18 protein-coding genes and 1 pseudogene are annotated in these 19,327 nt (G+C 62.9%); 12 read left to right on the forward strand and 7 right to left on the reverse strand.

Going from position 1 to position 19,327, the window contains the following annotated elements; all coding sequences use genetic code 11:
• The first annotated feature begins 51 nt into the window (after nucleotides 1-51).
• Both ACMC5O_RS02945 and ACMC5O_RS02950 read left to right on the forward strand, forming a co-directional pair.
• Nucleotides 52-615: a DJ-1/PfpI/YhbO family deglycase/protease gene (locus tag ACMC5O_RS02945; RefSeq protein WP_187707779.1), complete on the forward strand. Its 564-nt coding sequence runs from the start codon at nucleotides 52-54 to the stop codon at nucleotides 613-615.
• A 36-nt stretch (nucleotides 616-651) separates the two neighbouring features.
• On the forward strand, nucleotides 652-1,182 hold the full coding sequence (locus tag ACMC5O_RS02950; protein ID WP_187707778.1) for a hypothetical protein: 531 nt from the start codon (nucleotides 652-654) through the stop codon (nucleotides 1,180-1,182).
• 1 nt (nucleotide 1,183) lies between these two features.
• Here ACMC5O_RS02950 and ACMC5O_RS02955 read toward each other — a convergent pair whose 3' ends face one another.
• Nucleotides 1,184-1,369 carry a hypothetical protein gene (locus ACMC5O_RS02955; protein WP_187707777.1) on the reverse strand — a complete coding sequence of 62 codons (186 nt, stop codon included), beginning with the start codon at nucleotides 1,367-1,369 and terminating at the stop codon, nucleotides 1,184-1,186.
• A 414-nt stretch (nucleotides 1,370-1,783) separates the two neighbouring features.
• Here ACMC5O_RS02955 and ACMC5O_RS02960 point away from each other — a divergent pair, with 414 nt between their 5' ends.
• Nucleotides 1,784-2,428: a S24 family peptidase gene (locus tag ACMC5O_RS02960; RefSeq protein ID WP_187707776.1), complete on the forward strand. Its 645-nt coding sequence runs from the start codon at nucleotides 1,784-1,786 to the stop codon at nucleotides 2,426-2,428.
• Nucleotides 2,429-2,486: 58 nt separating this feature from the next.
• On the forward strand, nucleotides 2,487-2,894 hold the full coding sequence (locus tag ACMC5O_RS02965) for a GNAT family N-acetyltransferase (protein WP_187707775.1): 408 nt from the start codon (nucleotides 2,487-2,489) through the stop codon (nucleotides 2,892-2,894).
• Here ACMC5O_RS02965 and ACMC5O_RS02970 read toward each other — a convergent pair.
• A complete protein-coding gene (locus ACMC5O_RS02970) occupies nucleotides 2,891-3,064 on the reverse strand; it encodes a hypothetical protein (RefSeq protein ID WP_426693236.1) in 174 nt (57 codons plus the stop codon). The two genes, ACMC5O_RS02965 and ACMC5O_RS02970, sit on opposite strands and share 4 nt — an antisense overlap.
• Nucleotides 3,065-3,179: 115 nt before the next feature.
• Between ACMC5O_RS02970 and ACMC5O_RS02975 the strand changes: the two genes are divergently transcribed.
• The 5 genes and pseudogenes from ACMC5O_RS02975 to ACMC5O_RS02995 all read left to right on the forward strand — a co-directional run bounded on the left by ACMC5O_RS02975 (nucleotide 3,180) and on the right by ACMC5O_RS02995 (nucleotide 9,997).
• Complete coding sequence (locus ACMC5O_RS02975; RefSeq protein WP_187707774.1) at nucleotides 3,180-3,389, forward strand: hypothetical protein; 210 nt, start codon at nucleotides 3,180-3,182, stop codon at nucleotides 3,387-3,389.
• 78 nt (nucleotides 3,390-3,467) lie between these two features.
• Nucleotides 3,468-5,417, forward strand: a complete 1,950-nt coding sequence (locus ACMC5O_RS02980; RefSeq protein WP_246444020.1) for an autotransporter assembly complex protein TamA — start codon at nucleotides 3,468-3,470, stop codon at nucleotides 5,415-5,417.
• The gene (locus ACMC5O_RS02985; RefSeq protein ID WP_426693237.1) at nucleotides 5,418-6,164 is read left to right on the forward strand and encodes a hypothetical protein; all 747 of its coding nucleotides are present in this window, start codon (nucleotides 5,418-5,420) and stop codon (nucleotides 6,162-6,164) included.
• Between the two features lie 2,220 nt (nucleotides 6,165-8,384).
• Nucleotides 8,385-9,584: pseudogene (locus ACMC5O_RS02990) on the forward strand (translocation/assembly module TamB domain-containing protein); the annotation flags it as partial.
• Nucleotides 9,585-9,745: 161 nt separating this feature from the next.
• Nucleotides 9,746-9,997 carry a hypothetical protein gene (locus tag ACMC5O_RS02995; RefSeq protein ID WP_426693238.1) on the forward strand — a complete coding sequence of 84 codons (252 nt, stop codon included), beginning with the start codon at nucleotides 9,746-9,748 and terminating at the stop codon, nucleotides 9,995-9,997.
• A gap of 48 nt (nucleotides 9,998-10,045) precedes the next feature.
• Here the strand turns inward: ACMC5O_RS02995 and ACMC5O_RS03000 are convergent, their stop codons facing one another.
• Complete coding sequence (locus ACMC5O_RS03000) at nucleotides 10,046-10,219, reverse strand: hypothetical protein (protein ID WP_187707772.1); 174 nt, start codon at nucleotides 10,217-10,219, stop codon at nucleotides 10,046-10,048.
• Between the two features lie 29 nt (nucleotides 10,220-10,248).
• Nucleotides 10,249-11,289, reverse strand: a complete 1,041-nt coding sequence (locus tag ACMC5O_RS03005) for a fatty acid desaturase (protein ID WP_426693508.1) — start codon at nucleotides 11,287-11,289, stop codon at nucleotides 10,249-10,251.
• Between the two features lie 570 nt (nucleotides 11,290-11,859).
• Between ACMC5O_RS03005 and ACMC5O_RS03010 the strand changes: the two genes are divergently transcribed.
• The 3 genes from ACMC5O_RS03010 to ACMC5O_RS03020 are packed head-to-tail and all read left to right on the forward strand — an operon-like array spanning nucleotide 11,860 to nucleotide 15,980.
• The gene (locus tag ACMC5O_RS03010; protein ID WP_187707771.1) at nucleotides 11,860-13,278 is read left to right on the forward strand and encodes an amino acid permease; all 1,419 of its coding nucleotides are present in this window, start codon (nucleotides 11,860-11,862) and stop codon (nucleotides 13,276-13,278) included.
• Nucleotides 13,279-13,281: 3 nt separating this feature from the next.
• Nucleotides 13,282-14,580, forward strand: a complete 1,299-nt coding sequence (locus ACMC5O_RS03015) for an MFS transporter (RefSeq protein WP_426693239.1) — start codon at nucleotides 13,282-13,284, stop codon at nucleotides 14,578-14,580.
• Complete coding sequence (locus ACMC5O_RS03020) at nucleotides 14,580-15,980, forward strand: hypothetical protein (RefSeq protein WP_426693240.1); 1,401 nt, start codon at nucleotides 14,580-14,582, stop codon at nucleotides 15,978-15,980. The genes ACMC5O_RS03015 and ACMC5O_RS03020 overlap by 1 nt, the downstream gene beginning before the upstream one ends.
• Here the strand turns inward: ACMC5O_RS03020 and ACMC5O_RS03025 are convergent.
• The 3 genes from ACMC5O_RS03025 to ACMC5O_RS03035 all read right to left on the reverse strand — a co-directional run bounded on the left by ACMC5O_RS03025 (nucleotide 15,977) and on the right by ACMC5O_RS03035 (nucleotide 19,270).
• Nucleotides 15,977-16,906: a PilZ domain-containing protein gene (locus ACMC5O_RS03025; protein WP_187707769.1), complete on the reverse strand. Its 930-nt coding sequence runs from the start codon at nucleotides 16,904-16,906 to the stop codon at nucleotides 15,977-15,979. The genes ACMC5O_RS03020 and ACMC5O_RS03025 overlap by 4 nt on opposite strands.
• 41 nt (nucleotides 16,907-16,947) lie before the next feature.
• A complete protein-coding gene (gene glnA / locus ACMC5O_RS03030; RefSeq protein ID WP_187709926.1) occupies nucleotides 16,948-18,360 on the reverse strand; it encodes a type I glutamate--ammonia ligase in 1,413 nt (470 codons plus the stop codon).
• A 580-nt stretch (nucleotides 18,361-18,940) separates the two neighbouring features.
• Nucleotides 18,941-19,270: a PilZ domain-containing protein gene (locus tag ACMC5O_RS03035; RefSeq protein WP_187707768.1), complete on the reverse strand. Its 330-nt coding sequence runs from the start codon at nucleotides 19,268-19,270 to the stop codon at nucleotides 18,941-18,943.
• Nucleotides 19,271-19,327 lie beyond the last annotated feature (57 nt).

Consider the following 19,327-nt stretch of genomic DNA (forward strand, 5'->3'; position numbering starts at 1 on the left):
TAAGCGAGCGGAAAGCGGGCGGGTTCCTGATTAGGCCCAAAGGAGGTGCCTGTGTCTGAAATTTCAAACTCCAGCGTCCTGATCGTCGCGACTGATGGCTTCGAGGAGTCGGAGCTTTTCGGCCCCCGCGAAATCCTTCTGGAACGCGGCGCGGACGTAAAGCTTGCATCGCCGGACCTGAAGCCGATCCAGGCGACGGTCCACGACGATCCGGGCAAGACGATCCGGCCCGACATGACGATCGAGCAGGCGCATGCGGACGACTTCGACGCGCTGATCCTCCCTGGCGGGGTCCGCAATCCCGACCAGCTTCGCACGAACAAGGCCGCCATCGACCTGATCCGCGCCTTCGCGGATTCAGGAAAGCCGGTCGCGGCGATTTGCCATGGCCCGTGGCTGCTCGTGGAAGCGGATCTGCTGCGCGGAAAGTCTGCGACGAGCTGGCCGTCGATTCGCACCGACCTCAAGAATGCCGGCGCGAATGTGGTCGAACAGGCGGCGGTGACCGACGGGAACATCGTCACAAGTCGCAATCCGGGCGACGTGGCTGCCTTTACCGAGGCGGTAATCGCGCTGGTCGAAAAGGCGAAGGCAACCAGCGAGGCAACTGCCTAACCGGCTGGAAAGGATTTTCGCTTACATCTCTTCCTCATGCAGCGAGAGAACGAAAGCATCGGCTGGGCACTGGCATTCGAGTTTGTGCCGGCGGCGATCTTCGGAAGCGCGGTAGCCTTTGCTTCCGCGACCTATCTCGCCCAGCCGCCTGTAAGCGTCGCCCCAATTGCGGCAGGCGCTGCCGCACTCGGCGGGATCTGGCTTGCACTTGGCAAGTTCGGATCGCCCAGGCGCCAATTCGCTCTCACGGACTTCGAGCAAACTCCGGTCGAGTACGAACTCTCCTCTCTGGGTGAGCTTCTCGAGCAAGCCGATGTCGCCGGAATCGTCGAGCAACTCGGTGCTTCTGGAGACAAAACGTCCACCGAAGAACTCGTCCTGGACGATGTGCTTGCCGCCGTAGAGGAGGACTCCCGGGTCGTCAGGCTCTTCGAGCCGAGCGACACGGCCGGAGAGATGCACGCACGCATTGAAGACCACCTGCGCTCGACACCGCGGCAGACTCCGCCCGATGCCACGCAGGAGCTGCACGACGCGCTTGCAGCTCTCCGCCGTTCGCTCCGCTAGATCACTCCTCGATCGTCAGAGCCTCGATGCTGAAGCTGATGGAGCCGTCGCGCTCGCGCGCCGGTGCTCCGTACACCACGACATCCGCCACAATCTGCTTCGGGATCGCAAACTCGGCGTCGGTAAGGTCTCCGGTCATTCGGGCGAAAATGCCTTCCGCTCCAAGGCCCGGAATCCTGAAGCGCATTTCATGGCGCTCACCGAGGAAGGTCAGCTACTGCCAGTCGGTTGAGCGATACTCGGTAAGCAAAATCCTATCATGATCGACGAGTGCACGGGCGAGGAGGGCGCGTAGCAAGGAAGCGCCGGCTTTGGGCATGGGAAGGCGGGTCATCGGACGGTCTCCAGGAATGCGCGAACACGCTCGACCGTCGTCTGGCGGGGCTCTCTTCCCTCACGCAGATCGAACACGAAACGCGGATCTCCAACTACATCGCGCCCGAAACCGGTTGGCGCAGTTTGGCTCCGATTCAGGAACTTCTCGACTTCCCGAAGTAAATGCACTTGCTATCCTTCAACTTCGCCCAGGCGACGCGGGCCCTATCAACTCCCAGTGCAATTCCTACTTGTCTAGGGATTCTCCTATAACTATGACGAAACCATGTTGAACGACCCGCGTGTGGTGCTCGAACGGCTCTGTGCCGAGCGCGGGGAGGACTTTGCCGGCCTTTCGCGGATGCTCGGTCGCAATCCGGCCTACATTCAGCAATTTGTGAGGCGCGGAGTGCCAAAGCGGCTAGGCGAGGCAGAGCGACGAAAGCTCGCTCGCTATTTTTCGATTTCCGAGACCCTCCTTGGCGGGCCAGCGGACGACGAACCCGTCGGTGGCCTGGTTCCCGTGAAACGGAGCCCCGTGAGGGCTTCGGCAGGTCCCGGTGCAATCCCCTACGATCAGGCGGGTAAGGCCTATTTCGCTTTCGACGAGAATTGGTTGAAGGGCCTGACCGCCTCGCCGTCAGGCAGGCTGTCGATCATTCGGGTTGAGGGTGATTCAATGGCGCCCACTTTGAACGCGGGCGATGACATACTCGTCGACCTGGGCGACTGCGACGAGCGTCTACGCGACGGGATCTACGTGCTGCGCGCCGACGAGGCACTGGTCGTGAAGCGGCTGGCGCTTCACCCAGCCGGACGACGGGTTACCGTTCAGTCCGACAATCCCGCTTATCCCGACTGGCCCGACTGCGGAATCGACGAGCTCAACTGCATTGGCCGGGTGGTCTGGGCGGGCCGGAAGATCGGTTAAGCCCGTGAAGTCATTCCCGTTTGAAATCGAGCGCCTGTCCTCGCGCCAGATTGCGGAAATGCGTGAGGCCCTGCGAGTCTTCGCCGACTCGTTCGAAGAGGAGGAGAATTTCTTCTCGGCGCCGCCTGGAGACGCCTATCTCCGGCGACTCCTTTCCGACGGTCACTTTGTCCTTCTTGCTGCCAAGTCTGACGGCAAAGTGGTCGGCGCGCTGTCGGCGTACGAGCTCATGAAATACGAACAGGAGCGGAGCGAGTTCTATATCTACGACCTTGCGGTCGCAAAGCCGTTCCGGCGCCGCGGCATCGCTCGCTCGCTGATCGAGGCCCTGAAGCCGATTGCTCGAGATGCGGGCGCGTGGGTCGTTTTCGTGCAGGCCGATCGCGAGGACGAGCCGGCGGTAGCGCTCTACCGGAGCATGGGTGTGGAAGAGCAGCCGTTACATTTCGACTTGGCGCTCGATTAACTCCGGCTTCGGCTGTCGAGCAGCCAGATCAGCGCTGCCACGCCGATTCCGATGCCGGTTCCGATCAATATGCCCTTCATCGGATTGCCCGTCGCAACGCCCCAGACCGCGCCGATCAGGATCGCCGCCATCAAGAGGAAGCCGCCTGCCATTGGTGTTCGTTTTGCCATGCCTCGCCCATGACAGAGGCGGACGCGCCGCTCCAGCCCCAGCCGAACATGGTGAACGGTCGGTTGACCAGCTTCGTCGGCTTTCGGGAAAGAGGTTCCGGGTTAATGACCGTCTATGGACTCGCCCTTCATCTCCGGTCGCATTGCCCTTGAAGAGGCATCGGACCTGCTCGATCGGTTCGGCGACGACGCCGGGCTGGAGGCCGCCGCGCGCGCGGAAAGCAGCCGCGACGCCGGCAATGTCCTGAGATTCTGCCATTGGCGGCAGATCGAACGTGTCATCGCAACACTTTCCGACGAAGAAGTGCGGGGAACGGTTCACTAAGACCCTCCTTGGACTGGCGCCGTTCAGGAGCGCCGGTTAGGCTCGAAATCGATGAGATCGAGGGCAAGAGTGGGGGTCGTGCTGCGCCTGTCATGCGCGACCGCGATGCTCGCATCCCCGCTTGCCGTCTGGGCCCAGACACCTGGCTCCGCAGAACTCGACCCCACCGCGCCGCTCGACCCTATGCCGGACATTGGCGTCGAATGGCCGAACATGAATGCGCCGGATGCGACTGTTCCCGCTGCAGATGGTGCGGAAACTCCGGCGCCCGCCGTCACGATCGATGCAGCTGAGGAGCGGCGCTACTCGGTAATCATCGAAGGTCTTCAGGGGATCGAGGATGAGCCCGTGCTCGCCAAGTCGTTCGACGAGCAGTCGGCATTGCGAGAGGGGCGGGGCGAGGCAGCCAATGCGGCGCAGATCGACCGGCGTTCTCGCGCCGACGGCGAGTTGCTGGAAGAGCTGCTGCGTTCGCGGGGTTATTACGATGCGGTCGTCGAGCCTCGCATCGAGCCTATGCAGCAAACGCTGCAGGTCGTGCTCGCAGCCGAACCGGGCCGCCAGTACCGTTTCCAGTCCGTCGAACTTCCGGGGCTCGAAGCGGCGGGGTCCGAAGCCGCGGCATTGCGCAAGGCATTTGCAGTACAAACCGGCGACCCGGTCATTGCACAGAACGTCATCGACGCTGGCACGGCGTTGCAGGTCGCGCTCGGCGAGGAGGGCTTCGCGCTGGCCGAAGTCGGCGAGCAGCAGGTCGAGGTCGACCACCAAACTCACACCGCATCGCTGATCCTTCCGGTGCAGCCAGGGCCGGTGGCGCACTTCGGGCAGATCAGCGTCAGCGGCAATCCGCCATTCTCGCCGAAGCATATCCAAATCATCGCGCGCTTCGATCCGGGCGATCCGTTCAAGCGGTCGAAGGTCAACGATCTGCGCCGGGCCCTTATTGCGACAGGCCTCGTCGCATCTGCGGAGGTCCGCGTCGTTCCTTCGCCGGACCGGCAGACCGTGAACGTCGACGTGCACCTCGAGCCCGCGCCGACGCGGACCGTGGCCGGCGAGCTCGGTTACGGAACGGGCGAGGGCGTCCGCGCGGAGGCAAGCTGGCAGCATCGCAACTTCGTCAATCCGGAAGGTGCGTTGACCCTTCGCGGGGTCGCCGGGACCAACGAGCAACTCGTCTCCGCCGAGTTCCGGCGAAGCAATTTCATGCGCCGGGACCAAGTGCTCGACCTGCTGGCCGTTGCGAGCAACGTCGATCGCGACGCTTATCGCGCGAAGACGCTTCAGCTCAGCGCCCTGATCGAGCGCCAGAGCAACATCATCTGGCGCAAGAAATGGACCTGGAGCTACGGCGCGGATCTCATCGCCACCGATGAGCGCGGCATCTTCGAGGATCTTGGCAACAAGGAAACGCGCACCTTCCTGATCGCGGCAGCGCCGGTTAGCTTGCGCTATGACGGGAGCAACGATCTCCTCGACCCGACGACCGGCTTCCGGCTCGGCGGACGAATTAGCCCGGAGATCTCCGCGCGCGGAGGCAAGTTCACTTACGGCCGCATCCAGATCGACGCGAGCGCCTATCACCCGGTGTCCGACAGCGTCGTCGTCGCCGGCCGCGTGCGGCTGGGAACGATCGTCGGAGCCAAGTCGTCCGACATTGCGCCGTCGCGCCGATTCTATTCGGGCGGCGGTGGGTCGGTCCGTGGATATGGCTATCAGCAGCTTGGGCCGAGGGATGATTTCGGTGACCCGATCGGCGGTCGCGGACTTGCCGAGTTCGCGCTCGAAGCCCGCGTTCGACTGAAGGCCTTCGGCGGCAATTTCGGGATCGTGCCCTTCCTCGATGGAGGAACGCTGACCTCCGACGTCACTCCGGACTTCCGCAAGTGGCAACTGGGGGCCGGTATTGGTGTCCGCTACTATTCGAGCTTTGGGCCGATCCGCGTAGATGTCGGAACGCCGCTCAACCCGCGCTCAGGCGACGCGCCGGTCGCAGTTGTCGTCTCGCTCGGGCAGGCGTTTTAGGTGGCTGAAACCGTCACCCGCGAAGCCGGTCAGCGGCGGCGCCTTCGCCTTAGGCACGACTGGGCGCGCCGTCTCGCAATCGAGCTCGGGACGTTGTTCGTCGTTCTGCTGGCGCTCGCGGTCATCGGCTTGCTCGTGCTCGACACTGCACCCGGACACCGCTTCATCGTCGACCGGCTGGCGCAGATCGAGACCGCGTCGGGACTACGCTTTCGGATCGGGCGGATTGAAGGCTCCATCTTCGGTGAGACGCGTCTGAAGAACGTCGCCGTGCTCGACCAGCGCGGCGTCTTTCTGACTTCCCCCGAGATCGACGTCGATTGGACGCCGGGCGCGTGGCTCCGCAACAAGCTCGATATCGAGCGCGTGGAGGCGGATCGCCTCATTTTGCTTCGCCTGCCGAAGCTTAGGAAAACCGGACGGAAGGGACCGATCCTTCCCAAGTTCGACATTCACATCCGCGACTTGAAGATAAACCGTCTCGAACTGGCTCCAGCGGTGACGGGTGTCGCACGTACCGGAGCGCTTCAGGGCACGGCCGATGTGCGGGCAGGACGGGCCGTCGTCGGCCTCCGCCTCTCAATGGACCAAGGTGGGGATCGCCTTGCCCTTGCGCTCGATGCCGAGCCGGATGGCGACAAATTCGATCTCGAAGTGCGGTCGCACTCGCCGGCCAATGGCGTAGTGCCGGCCTTGCTAGGCTGGAACCGATCCGTCGATTTTGTCGTCACTGGAGACGGCACCTGAAGTGCCTGGCGCGGCGTTGCGGCGCTGAATATTTCCGAACGACCGACGGCACGGCTCCAGCTCACCGCTCGCAAAGGCCGATACGGCCTCCACGGTGCACTTGCACCCGCGCCGTTCCTCAAGGGCAGGCTTCAGCGGCTGACCTCGCCGACCGTTAAAGTCCTCGGCAACGCCACCCTGAAGGAACGAAATCTGAACGGCCGACTGACGATCGGTTCGGCCTCGCTTCGCGCAGTCGCGACCGGCACGATCGACATGGCCGAGGGCCAATACCGGAACGTCCGGCTCGGCCTCGACCTGCTGCGTCCGCCCGCGCTGTTCACCAACATGACCGGCCGGAACGTTCGCATGCTGTGGACGCTCGACGGCCCGTACGCGACTGCTCGCTACTCCTATCGGCTGACGTCGCCGGCGGTGAAATTCGACGACACCGGCTTCGTCGACGTTCGAGCGGAAGGCAGTGGGAAGCTTTCGCCGTGGCCGATGCGCGTGCCTCTCCGCTTGACCGCTCGCGCGATCACCGGCGTTGGCGACGTTGCTGGCGCAATCCTTGCCAACGCACACCTCGACGGAATCCTGACGATCACTCCGAAGCTCGTTCGGGGCGAAGGCCTGCAACTGCGCAGCGCGAAGCTGAACGCGAAAATGGGACTGCTGATCGACCTCGTCACCGGGCGGTTCGAGGTCGTTCTTTCGGGCGGCCTGACCCGTTATTTCATCGAAGGTCTCGGCATCGTCGATGTTCAGTCGGAGCTGACGGTCGTGCCCGGCCCGAACGGCAAGGGCTCGCGAGTCATCGGGACTGGCAAAGCCTGGGTCCGGCGCTGGGACAACAGTTTCTTTGCCAGCCTCACCGGCGGGCTTCCGCGGATCGAGACGCAGCTCGAACGAGGGACTGACGGCATCGTCCGCTTCAGCGGGATGCAATTCTACTCGCCCAAGCTGCGTTTGGCCGGTGAGGGCTACCGTAACCGCGACGGCACGTTCCACATCGTCGCGAGAGGCAGGCAGGCAACCTACGGCCCGCTTCGCATGATCCTGGACGGCCACATCGAGCGGCCAAAGGTCCAGCTTTTCCTCGAAAGCCCCAATGAGACCTTGGGCGTTCGCGGCATGGAGCTACTGCTGACGCCGACGGCGGCCGGCTTCGACTATCGCGCAAATGGCCAGTCGCGTCTTGGACCGTTCACCAGCAACGGCCGGATACTCCTTCCGAAAGGGGGCAGGGCTGTCGTGTCCATCGCCGCGCTCGACGTCAGCGGGACACGCGCAAGCGGCGATCTTCGCTCCGACCCGGGCGGCTTTACGGGAACGCTGAATGTCGCGGGCGGCGGCCTGGACGGAACGCTCGGCTTCGTTCCCGCCGGCGATGCGCAGAAGATCGAGGCCCATCTGCAGGCCAGCAATGCCCGCTTACCGTCGCTTGCGGTCCGGTCAGGGCGACTCGATGGAAACGTCATTCTTGCGGACGGCCGGACGACGCTCGACGGGTCCGTCGATGCTCGCGGACTTCAGATGACGGGCATTTCGCTCGCCAGGCTGACGGCGAACGCGAAGCTGGTGAACGGCGAGGGCCAAGTCCGAGCCCTGCTTGCAGGCCGCCGTGGCGCTGCTTTCGAGTTCAGCACTTTGGCCAACGTCGCGGCCGATCGGATCGAGCTCACCGGCCGAGGCTCGGTCGAACGGCGGCCTCTCATTCTCAATCAGGCCGCGGTCCTCATCCGTTCCGGCGATGGCTGGGCGTTGTCGCCCACCAGCGTATCGTTCGCGGGCGGTCGCGCCGTGGTCTCTGGCCGAAGCGGATCGCGACCGGAGGTCCACGCCCAGCTCCAGTCGATGCCGCTCGAGGTGTTGGACCTTGGGTGGTCTGACCTAGACATGAGCGGCGTCGCCACCGGACGTCTGGACTATGCCTGGAAAGGCAACCGCAGCGGCCGTGCGGATCTCAAGATTCGTGGCCTCAGCCGAGCCGGCTTGGTGCTCGCCTCGAAGCCCATCGATGTCGGGCTCGCCGCGATCGTCTCCGGCAATCAGGCGGCGGTCCGGGCCGTCGCAGTAAGTGGCGGACAGACGATCGGTCGCGCCCAGGCCCGTTTTGCACCGATCGGCGGCGGCGACCTGATGGCCGAGCTGATGAACGCGCCGCTTTTCGCCCAACTCCGCTACGCCGGACCGGCCGATACGCTCTGGCGGCTATCCGGCACCGAGATCTTCGATTTGACCGGGCAAGTCGCGATTGGCGCGGATATTGGCGGCCGCCTCGTCGATCCGACAATCCGCGGCTCGGTGCGCAGCGCCAGTGCGAGGCTTGAAAGCCCGGTTACCGGGACGCTGATCGAGCAACTCCAGGCGGACGGGCGCTTCAACGGATCGCGCCTGATCTTCAGCCGGCTGGCCGGAACGACGAGCGGCGGCGGAACTATCGAGGGTAGCGGAACGGTTGATTTCTCGGGAGGTGCAGCCGCGCTCGATCTGAGCTTCAACGCCAGCCAGGCTTTGTTGCTGAATCGGGACGACATCACTGCCCGGGTGACCGGACCACTGAAGGTGCGTTCGGATGGGCGAAACGGCACGATTTCCGGCGACCTTCGCCTCGACAAGGGCAGTTTCACGCTCGGCCGGGCCAGTGCGGCGGCGGCAGTCCCGCAGCTCCAGGTCCGGCATGTCGGCCTGGACGAGGAAGATGTCATCGAGACTGCCGACCTCCACCCGTGGAAGCTCGATCTGGAGGTTGCCGGGAACGACCTTCGCGCGCGTGGCCTCGGCATCGACAGTATCTGGCGCACCAACCTCCACGTAGGCGGGACCGCGGATGCACCGCGCTTCACCGGCCGGGCGGATCTCGTGCGCGGCGACTATGACTTCGCCGGACGCAATTTCCGCCTCGATCGCGGCGTGATCCGCTTCCGCGGCGAAAGCCCGCCCGATCCGCTCCTCGACATTCGAGCCGAGGCCAACGTCCAGGGCCTGAACGCCAACGTCGTCGTCGGCGGCACGGGACTTCATCCTGAGATCACGTTCGCGAGCGTCCCTCAGCTGCCGCAGGACGAGCTGCTGTCGCGCATCCTGTTCGGCACGTCGATCACCAACTTGTCCGCGCCCGAGGCTCTTCAACTCGCCAGTGCGGTTGCGGCGCTCCAGTCGGGATCGGGCAATCTCGACCCGATCAACAGCGTTCGCCGCGCCGTCGGCCTCGACCGGCTTCGAATCCTTCCGGCCGATATCGCCACGGGCCAGAAGACGGCCGTTGCAGCGGGCAAGTACGTCACCCGCAAATTGTTTGTGGAGGTGATCACCGACGGCCAGGGCTATTCCGCCACGCGCGCCGAGTATCAGGTGACCCGCTGGCTCTCGCTGCTTTCGTCAATCTCGACGATCGGCAGGACGAGCGCGAACGTTCGCGTTAGCAAGGATTACTAGCGCGGAAGTCGCTTATGTCCGGAACTGATGGAAAGCGGACATTCGGCCAAGCGGCGGAACCGAGAGGTTCGTCAAGGCGCTATGCTGGTATCGTCGAGCTTAATTCATGGCCACTCGGCGACTGAGAGAGATTGTGCTCCCGCCGTTGAGGGCGATCAAACATGGCAGAAGAGCACAGCATACTGGACGCTTTCCGAACCAATCCGCGAACTCGGCACCCGGCCTTGCTCGTGCGGGATGATGGGTCGGAAGACGACGTCACGATCACGGAATTTACGACGACAGGGTTCCGGCTGGCCGTCTCGCTGAGGCCAAAGCTAGGCGAGTTAGTCTTGCTTCGTGTCGTGGGTCTTCGTGACGTTCCAGGGAAGATTCGCTGGGCTTACGGAGCGGAGGCGGGTGGCTCGTTTTAGCTTACAGTTCCGCACCGGCTCGAAGTCCGGCCCAAGCGGCCAGAGGCCTCAGGCATGATATTGGTCTTCGGTTGGAAGCGTTTCGAAAGGTGGCCGGAACTGCCTTGAGCGGTAGACCTCCTCGGTTACGAAATAGGCCTTTGCTCCGTCGATCACATAAGCACGAGCCGGGCGGTGCTCCGATGCTTCGGTGCGGTATCGACCCTCAGTGAACCGGGGCATAAATTCCTCCTGTCAGCGTCGCGTATACACTAAGCGACGCGAGACTTCAGATCGCGGAACCCCACTAGCAAGCGGCGACGCTCGTCCCACAGCGCCAGGCGCCAGCATCCCAAGCTCTCACGCAAGGTTATCACCTTGGCGACGCGATTCAGTTCTGGCGCGGAGTCGAGACAGGCCTGAAGATGATAGTTTGGAATCCGGCTGCACAAGTGGTGCACGTGGTGCAGCCCGATGTTCCCGGAAAACCATTGGAGAACCGCCGGAAGCTTGAAATATGAGCTGCCGCTCAAGGCAGCTTCGTGAAAACTCCAATCGGCGTCGCGCTCCCAACCAGTGCTCTCGAACTGGTGCTGCACGTAAAACAGCCAGTTTCCGATCCAGGATGCGATGACCATCACGGGGAGATAGGTCACCACTACCGGACGAACGCCGATCAAGCTGAAGGAAAGACTGAACGCCACGAGCAACGCGAAATTCAGGGCTAGGATGCTGCGGCGAGATTTACGGTCGCGAAGCCCATGACCCAGCGGCAACCTTTGAAGCACGATGAAATTGATCGGCGCACCGAGAATGACCATCACCAAGGGGTTGCGATAAAGACGATAGAAGAGCTTCTTGAGCGACCCCGAGGCTTGGTATTCCTCAACGGTCCAGGTTTCCACATCTCCACGCCCACGGCGGTCGAGATTGCCGGTGGAGGCATGATGCGCGGCATGGCCCTGGCTCCAGCTGCCGTAAGGAGTGAGCGTCAGCACGGAAAGGGCGCGCCCGAGGTAGTCGTTGGCGCCTCGTGATTTGAAGAAAGAGCCGTGACCACAGTCATGTTGGATGATGAACAGGCGGACGAGCAGCCCGGCCGCCGGAATCGCCAAGAACAAAGTCAGCCAGTAGTGGTCATGCGACGCGGAGCCCATAACCACGAGCAGCGTGATGAACGCCGCTGCGGTCGTGACTAATTGAAAGATGCTCCGCTTGGCGTCAGGGCCATAGGCTTTGAACCGCCGGGATAGGACTGGTCCGAGAGCTTCTGCCCCCGGAAGCGCGTGGCCGATAGCTTGCCCCTGCGGAATTTCGTTCGGAAGCACACTCAATGCGGGGGACTTTCAGGCAGAAACTTGCGCGATTTTGCTGCGTAGGACGGCGACATGCCGCCGGACAGCAATCGCGAATTCGGTTGGACGGAACTGCAAGGCACCGGGCCACTCTCGCGGCGCCCGCAGCATTTCGAGGCTTTGGCCTCAATTCCAGCCAAAGTGGCCGCGCGCGTCGCTAATTGCAAGTGCGCCAATAAGACGCGAGATTTGAATTGCACTGCCAGTGTCCGCAATGGGCCGAAAGCAGAAATCAGGACGAAATAGCTGTCTTACAGGCTTGCTGCCGTACTTTCGTGCAGAATGCCTGCTTGCCCTAGGACCGGCTCCGGTGGCGTCATGTGACGGCGTGAAGGTGACGAAGTGGAGGACGTGGAAGACCCCCGAATTCACTCGTTCAGGGTGACAGGGGGCCGCCCTGTCCGGCAGAGTCGATTTGGTCAACTTCCGCGGACTCACCATGCCGGGCTTGACCCGGCAACCGCCTTCTCTTCTACCATCGAAGCACAGGCGGATTCCGGCTGAATGCCGGGACGGCGGGGGAGGCTTATGAAGAATTGGAAAGTGCGCAAGGCGGTCGTCGCTCGTGAGGACCTCCCGGAAGAGCATCGACTGGCGCAGACCCTGTCGTGGCCGCACCTCGTCGCGCTCGGCGTCGGAGCGATCGTCGGCACCGGTATTCTTACGCTGATTGGCGTGGGCGCCGGCAAGGCGGGCCCCGCCGTCATTCTCTCCTTCGCGATCGCCGGAGGCATCTGTGCCTGCGCTGCGCTGGCTTATGCGGAAGTGGCGACGATGATCCCAGCTTCGGGCAGCGCCTATACCTATTCCTACGTGGTGTTCGGCGAGCTCATCGCCTGGATGATCGGGGTCGCTTTGATCCTCGAATATACGCTTGTGGTCAGCGCGGTCGCGGTCGGCTGGTCGGGCTATGCGGCCGGGTTTCTCAGCTCGATCGGGATGGGATTGCCAGACGCTTTAATACAGGGACCCGAACTGGGCGGGGTGATCAACCTTCCGGCCATCTTCATCATATTCGTCGTTGGCGGGCTGCTGATTGCGGGCACGCGCGAGAGCGCGACCCTCAACGCCATCCTGGTGGTCATCAAGCTGGCTGCCCTGGCGTTGTTCATTGCGGTCGCGCTTCCGGTCTTCGATGCATCCCACTTCGAGCCCTTCATGCCCTACGGTTTCCCGAGGAGCGGGCCTTCGGGCAGCGAGGTTGGAGTGATGGCTGCGGCGGCGATCATCTTCTTCGCTTTCTACGGCTTCGACGCGATCGCTACCGCGGCGGAGGAAGCCAAGAACCCGAGCCGCGACCTTGCCATCGGCATCGTCGGATCGATGGTCGTCTGCGTAATCATCTACATGCTGGTGGCCGCAGCGGCGATCGGCGCGGTCGCCTACACCGACTTTGCCGACAGTGCGGAGCCTCTGGCGCTGATCCTTCGCGACATTGGCCAGCCGTGGGCCGCACGTGTTCTCGGCGCATCCGCCGTGATCGCTCTGCCCACCGTCATCTTGGCCTTCTTCTATGGCCAGAGCCGGATCTTCTTCACGGTCGCTCGCGATGGATTGCTGCCTGCGTCGCTGGCGCGCGTTTCAAGCCGAGGCACGCCGGTGCGCATCACCATCTTCACCGCCATCGTAACGTCGATCTTCGCCGGCCTGATCCCGCTGGCTTCTATCGCGGCGCTTGCGAACGCGGGAACGCTTGCCGCTTTCGTCGCGGTCTGCGCGGCAATGCTGGTGCTCCGTCGCAGGGAGCCCGACCGGGAGAGGAAGTTCCGTGCACCCGCCGCGACCCTCGTCGCGACGGTCGGCATCCTCGGCTGCATCTACTTGTTCATCAGCCTGCCGAACCGCACCCAGCTTTTCTTCTTCGCGGCGCAGGCGATCGGGATCGTGCTCTATTTCATCTACGGTCATGGCGCCGCCGCCCGCGCCCGGGCTGCGCAGACCGCCTAGACCGTGGCGACCGCGGTGGCGTCTAGTGATTCGAGCAATGCGAAGCGCATCCGGGACATCCTCGGCGGCTCGGCGGGTAACCTGGTCGAGTGGTATGACTGGTACGCTTATTCGGTCCTGACGATCTATTTCGCGCCTGTCTTCTTCCCCAAGGAGGACGCCACAGCGCAACTCCTCAGTGCCGCCGCCATCTTCGCTGTCGGCTTCCTGATGCGCCCGATCGGCGCATGGTTGATGGGCATCTATTCCGATCGCCACGGCCGCAAGTCGGGCCTGACCTTGTCGGTGGCCTTGATGGCCGGTGGATCGCTGATGATCGCTGCAGCGCCGACCTATGCAGCTGCCGGATGGGTCGCGCCGACAGTCCTGGTGCTCGCGCGTATGCTGCAGGGGCTATCGGTCGGCGGCGAATATGGGGCCAGTGCGACCTATTTGTCCGAGAAGGCGATGCGCAATCGCCGCGCGTTTTGGGCGAGCTTTCAATATATCACGCTGATCGGAGGACAACTCCTCGCTCTGGCTGTCGTAGTCTTGCTGCAAAGCGTGATGCCGGACTCCGAATTGCAGGAATGGGGCTGGCGCATCGCGTTCGGAGTCGGGGCGTTATTGGCGTTCGGCGTCTATTTCCTGCGCGCGCGACTGACGGAAACGGAATCCTTCGTCAGGCAGGGCGCGGATCGCGCGCGGTCATCAATGATCAACCTGTGGCGCAATCATCCCCGCGAGTTCCTGATCGTCGCGGCGATCAGCGGGGGCGGGTCGGCGGCCTTTTACGCCTACACGACCTACATGCAGAAATTCCTCGTCAACACGAGCGGGTTCTCGAGGCCGACAGCGACGATGATCATGACCATCGCGCTCGTGATATTCATGCTGATCCAGCCGTGGTGGGGCATGGCCGCGGACCGCTGGGGCCGGAAGCCGATGCTCTATGTCTTCGGCTTCGGCGGAATGTTGGTTTCCGTGCCGATCTACAGCGCAATCAGCGTCGTCACTGCACCGCTGACGGCGCTCGCGCTCGTCCTCGTCCCACTCGTCATTCTGGGGTCGTACACGTCCATCAGCGGCCTGATCAAAGCCGAGCTCTTCCCGGCGCACATCCGGACCCTCGGAGTGGCCTTGCCCTACGCGGTCGGCAACACGTTGTTCGGCGGCACGGCGGAATATGTTGCGCTTTGGTTCAAGCAGGCCGGGATGGAGAGCGGCTTTTACTGGTATCTGTCCGCAGTCATCGGGATGGCCGCGATCGGCTTCTTGATGTTGCCGGAAACGAAGACGAAGAGCCTGATTCTGGAGGACTGATGACGCAAGCCGGCCGGGTCGACGAGCGCGCCAAATACTATCTGATCGTTCTCACTGCAGCACTTCTCATTCCGGCCACGCTGGGTAGCTCGAAGTCGATCTTCAATGACGGCGACGTTAGCTGGCACATTGCCACCGGACAGTGGATCCTGGCTCACGGCCAGATCCCGCGGACGGACCCATTCTCCTTCACCTGGGCCGGGAAGCCATGGGTCCCGATCGAGTGGTTTGCCGAGACGATCATGGCATCTGCGTACAGGTTTGCGGGCTACAGCGGCATCAGCGCACTGGCCACGGCCGCCCTGATCGCGCTGCACGCGGTCATTGTCTCCAACGCCACGCGCTTCGTTCGTCCGCTTTCCGCACTCGGCGCGATCGTTGCGATGGACGTCGTGCTGATCCCCATGATGCTCGCACGGCCGCATCTCCTTGCCTGGGCGCTACTGGCATTCTGGACGGTGTTGATGGTCCACGCCCGGAAGAAGGACGGCGTGCCACCGCTCGCAGCCGCCTTGCTGATGGTGGTGTGGACCAACCTCCACGGAAGCTTCGTGATCGGTCTGGTCGTTGCTGCCGCTTTGGGGTTGGAAGCCTTGCTTGCCTCTAGCGACCGGTCGCGAGCTCTGCGCCAGTGGGGACTGTTCGGCGTAGCGTGCCTGATCGCCGTCTTCGTCAACGCGAACGGTTTGGAGGGAGTCCTCCACCCGCTGAAGATCGCGAATCTGTCGATGCTTCCTCTCGTCGACGAGTGGAAGCCGTCCAATCCTGCAGTAACGCCGTTCTTCTTCGTGGTTCTTGCCGGCGTGCTGGCGCTGATCTGGGTGAAGCGGCCGGCAATGCACCCGGTGCGATGGGTGTTGTTATGCGCGCTCCTTGGGTTGGCGCTTCTCCAGGTGAGGCACCAAGCGGTTTTGGCAATCGTCGCGGCCGTGATCCTGCCCGAGGCTTTCGCTAAAGGCTCCGCGCGCGGGGAGGCTGAAGGAAGGATTTGGTGGCTCGTTGGCGCAGCTGCCGCGACGTTGATTGTCGTTCGGCTGTTCATGCCGATGACGCCTCCCGAAAATGAAGCGAACCCGTGGAATCTGATCGCGGCTGTTCCGCCTGATTTGCGGTCGCAGCCGGTGCTGAACGGCTATGTGATGGGCGGGCCGCTGATCCTGTCCGGCATCCGGACCTACGTCGACGGGCGGGGGGACATGTACGGCGACGAGCTCGTCATCGGATACAAGAGCATCACGGATGGCGACGCCGCGAAGTTCGAAGAGGCGGTTCAGCGATGGGGCATCCGGTGGGCGATCCTGCCTCACCGCTACAGGAAGCTCGTTGCTCTTATTGATCGCTCACCGGGCTGGAAGCGGATTCACCAGGATGAGGTCGGCGTAGTCTACGTTCGCGACTAGCGCTTGAGGTAGCCCTCGAGGTCGCTGCGGATTTCCTCAATCGAGCTTCGGCTCCAATGCGAGCTCCACGGAGAATCGTCTTCATCGTCGTCCGGATTGAGGAAGGTTGGGACGTTCCAGCTGTGCGGCATCACATCCGGCCGCGCATTCGCAAGGCAGCCGATATCGAACGGGCAGACGAAACGAAGTCCCGCCTGGTCGCCACAGACCCATTGGACGGTCGTGAAATGCTGACCGGCATTGCCAAGATCGAGCATGACCTCGGCACCCAGTGGATAGTCGACGGCGACGTCTACGAGCGCGCCGCCAGCGGAGATATTGCGAAGGCGCACCGGGTTGCTGTCGTGCGCGTAGTGGATCTCGCCTTTCCAGATCAGCGGATGGCGCTTTTCATCGCGATTGCCGAGATCCTCCTCGACTTCCTCGCGCCCTTCCTCGGGTTGCAGTTCTTCGAGACGCACTTCGTCCGGAAAGCTGCGCTGGATGACCGCGAGAAGAAGTTCGGCGCGTTGCTCCCGGTCGCACTCGATCCTCGTCTCATGAGCGAACTCGAGGCCGATGGAGTCGCCCTTGATCCAGCGGACGGCACCATGGAGGCCGGAGCCTTCGCCCAGCTGCAGCTCGACGATGTCCCACAGCCGTGGAGCGAAACCACAACGGATCATTGCGCCGCCGCGCGACAGATTCACGACCTCAACGTCGTGGGATTGGTCCTCGTAGACGATAGTAGCTGTTTCGCCGCTGAGGCGATGGCGATCGCCGCCGCGATGATCGCCCCGCCGCGTTTCCGAGCGCGGAACCTTCACGCCGTCGAGCGCATCGCCGTCGCCTTCGCGAAGCGGATTCTTGTCGGTCACGACCAGTGCGGTTTTGACCCCGTGAAGGACCGCCGCCCTGAAGCTGTTACGCGTAGCCTCGACACCCATGAGGCCACGAATAGCTAATCTCGGTTAATAAGAGGTGAGCCTTACGACGAATAATACATGTCGAATTCGACCGGGCTCGGCGTGGTCTCCCAGCGCATGACCTCTTCCCATTTGAGCTCGATGTAGGCGTCGATCTGATCGTCGCTGAAAACGTCACCGCGGGTAAGGAAAGCGCGGTCGTTCTGAAGGTTGACCAGGGCTTCGCGGAGGGAGCCGCAGACGGTCGGAACGTTCACCAGCTCCTGCGGCGGCAGGTCGTAGAGGTTCTTGTCCATCGGATCGCCCGGATGGATGCGATTCTGGATGCCGTCGAGGCCGGCCATCAGGAGCGCCGCATAGGCAAGGTACGGGTTCGCCAGGGCATCCGGGAAGCGGAACTCGACGCGCTTCGCCTTCTCGCCCGCTCCGTACGGGATGCGGCAGGAAGCTGATCGGTTGCGGCTCGAATAAGCGAGCAGCACCGGTGCCTCGAAGCCGGGAACTAGACGCTTGTAGCTGTTGGTCGTCGGGTTGGTGAACGCGTTCAGTGCGCGGGCGTGCTTGATGACGCCGCCGATGAAGTAGAGCGCCGTCTCGCTGAGGCCCGCGTAACCATTGCCGGCGAACAGCGGCTTGCCGCCCTTCCACAGCGACATGTGGGTGTGCATGCCGGAGCCGTTATCCTGCGCGATCGGCTTGGGCATGAAAGTCGCCGTCTTGCCGTAGGCATGAGCGACCATGTGCACGACATACTTGTAGATCTGCATGCGGTCGGCGGTAGTGACCAGTTCGCCATAGGTCAGACCAAGCTCGTGCTGAGCGGCGGCGACTTCGTGGTGATGCTTGTCGCAGGGCAGGCCCATCTCGATCATCGTCGAGAGCATCTCGGCGCGAATGTCCTGGGCGCTGTCGACCGGAGCGACCGGGAAATAGCCGCCCTTGGCGCGCGGTCGGTGCGCGAGGTTGCCGCCCTCATATTCGCGTCCAGTGTTTGTCGGAAGCTCGATGTCGTCGATGCGGTAGGACGAGGCGCTGTAGCCGTCTTCGAACCGCACGTCGTCGAACATGAAGAACTCGGCTTCCGGACCGACGTAGACGGTGTCGGCGATGCCCGTCTGCTTCAGATAGGCTTCGGCCCGCGTCGCGGTCGACCGAGGGTCGCGTCCGTAAAGCTCGCCGGTCGAGGGTTCGACGACGTTGCAAAAGAGGACGAGCATCGGCGTCGCGCTGAACGGATCGACATACGCAGCGTCGAGGTCGGGCTTCAGGATCATGTCGGACTCGTTGATGGCCTTCCAGCCGGCAATCGAGCTTCCGTCGAACATGAAGCCATCGGTCAGCTGGTCCTCGTCGATCAGGCCCGATGCCATGGTCAAATGCTGCCATTTTCCCTTGGGATCGGTGAAGCGGAGGTCGACCCAATCGATCTCCTCGTCCTTGATGCGCGAAAGGATGCTGCCCGCTTCGGTTGCCATCATGACCTCGTCTGAATTGTGATTCGCCGCGAAAAGCGGCCTGTCCACAGCGATTCCCCAAGCTGGGCGAAGAGTCAGGAGGCCGGTGAACTTTTCACGAGCGGGCAGGGGCGCCCCGTAAGAAAGAAGCGGTCTGGATCGAGCTGATCGATCCAGACCGCTTCGGTCCTTGTGACAAGCAAGGGTGAGAGCGACAGGCAGTCTTGCCGAGCCGCGCCGCCGACTCTCTTCACGAGTAAATGACAATTTAACGGGGCTGTCCAGCAGGCAAATGTGAGATCCGCCAGCAACGCGTCGCTTAGCACGCTGGCGGATCTCGATCCGCGGCCAGTTACGCAACAAGGTCACGAACCGGAAACAGCCGTAGCGCGTCATCGCTCGGGATGAGACTAACCTATGTGAGCGTGCTCGCTCGGCCCATAGAATGAGCGAAAGATTGGCGGTTCTGGAGTGGCCGGTGCGCATCCCGAACCGCCGACGTGCCCCCACGCTCACGAGGACTTATGAACGCGGGCATCCTATCGAGCCGCCAGAGCTCGATGCCGTTCCGTAACGCCTAAGTCTGTCCAAAAAGGGGAGTTCAGCGACCTGCGAGGCGACGCACGAGACCCTCGAACACGGCTGGGTAGATCGGGTGCGCGAACGAAATTCCGACGTCCGATCCCTTCACCCAGCACACGTTGGATTCGATTGCGTCGAGCCCGTCAAACTTCACCCACACGGTCTCCTCGAGGCGCGGGCGCTCGACGAACTCCAGCTTGCAGCCTTCGGGCGAAATGTCGTGAACGTTTACGAGGAAATGGTGGTGTCCGCTGCGGCGAAGCTTCACTTCGGCCTGCAAGCTGACTCGGGTGCTTCGCCTTTCCCGCGGACCCTCAGGTCCGGGCCCGCTCTCGATATCCTTTTCCACGCATCGACCCCTCAAGAGGTACGCGTCAAATACAGTCTACTTACCCGTAAACAAATG

Source organism: Sphingomonas sediminicola, assembly GCF_049991885.1.
GTDB classification, from domain to species: Bacteria; Pseudomonadota; Alphaproteobacteria; order Sphingomonadales; family Sphingomonadaceae; genus Sphingomicrobium; species Sphingomicrobium sediminicola.

Excerpts from the sequence above, each read along its gene's own strand:
- ACMC5O_RS02970 (WP_426693236.1), bottom strand. The coding sequence starts at position 3,064 with ATGGCAAAACGAACACCAATGGCAGGCGGCTTCCTCTTGATGGCGGCG.
- ACMC5O_RS02965 (WP_187707775.1), top strand. The coding sequence starts at position 2,487 with ATGCGTGAGGCCCTGCGAGTCTTCGCCGACTCGTTCGAAGAGGAGGAG.
- glnA (WP_187709926.1), bottom strand. The coding sequence starts at position 18,360 with ATGGCAACCGAAGCGGGCAGCATCCTTTCGCGCATCAAGGACGAGGAG.
- ACMC5O_RS02975 (WP_187707774.1), top strand. The coding sequence starts at position 3,180 with ATGGACTCGCCCTTCATCTCCGGTCGCATTGCCCTTGAAGAGGCATCG.
- ACMC5O_RS02960 (WP_187707776.1), top strand. The coding sequence starts at position 1,784 with ATGTTGAACGACCCGCGTGTGGTGCTCGAACGGCTCTGTGCCGAGCGC.
- ACMC5O_RS03020 (WP_426693240.1), top strand. The coding sequence starts at position 14,580 with ATGACGCAAGCCGGCCGGGTCGACGAGCGCGCCAAATACTATCTGATC.
- ACMC5O_RS02995 (WP_426693238.1), top strand. The coding sequence starts at position 9,746 with ATGGCAGAAGAGCACAGCATACTGGACGCTTTCCGAACCAATCCGCGA.
- ACMC5O_RS03000 (WP_187707772.1), bottom strand. The coding sequence starts at position 10,219 with ATGCCCCGGTTCACTGAGGGTCGATACCGCACCGAAGCATCGGAGCAC.
- ACMC5O_RS03010 (WP_187707771.1), top strand. The coding sequence starts at position 11,860 with ATGAAGAATTGGAAAGTGCGCAAGGCGGTCGTCGCTCGTGAGGACCTC.
- ACMC5O_RS02955 (WP_187707777.1), bottom strand. The coding sequence starts at position 1,369 with ATGCGCTTCAGGATTCCGGGCCTTGGAGCGGAAGGCATTTTCGCCCGA.
- ACMC5O_RS03025 (WP_187707769.1), bottom strand. The coding sequence starts at position 16,906 with ATGGGTGTCGAGGCTACGCGTAACAGCTTCAGGGCGGCGGTCCTTCAC.
- ACMC5O_RS02950 (WP_187707778.1), top strand. The coding sequence starts at position 652 with ATGCAGCGAGAGAACGAAAGCATCGGCTGGGCACTGGCATTCGAGTTT.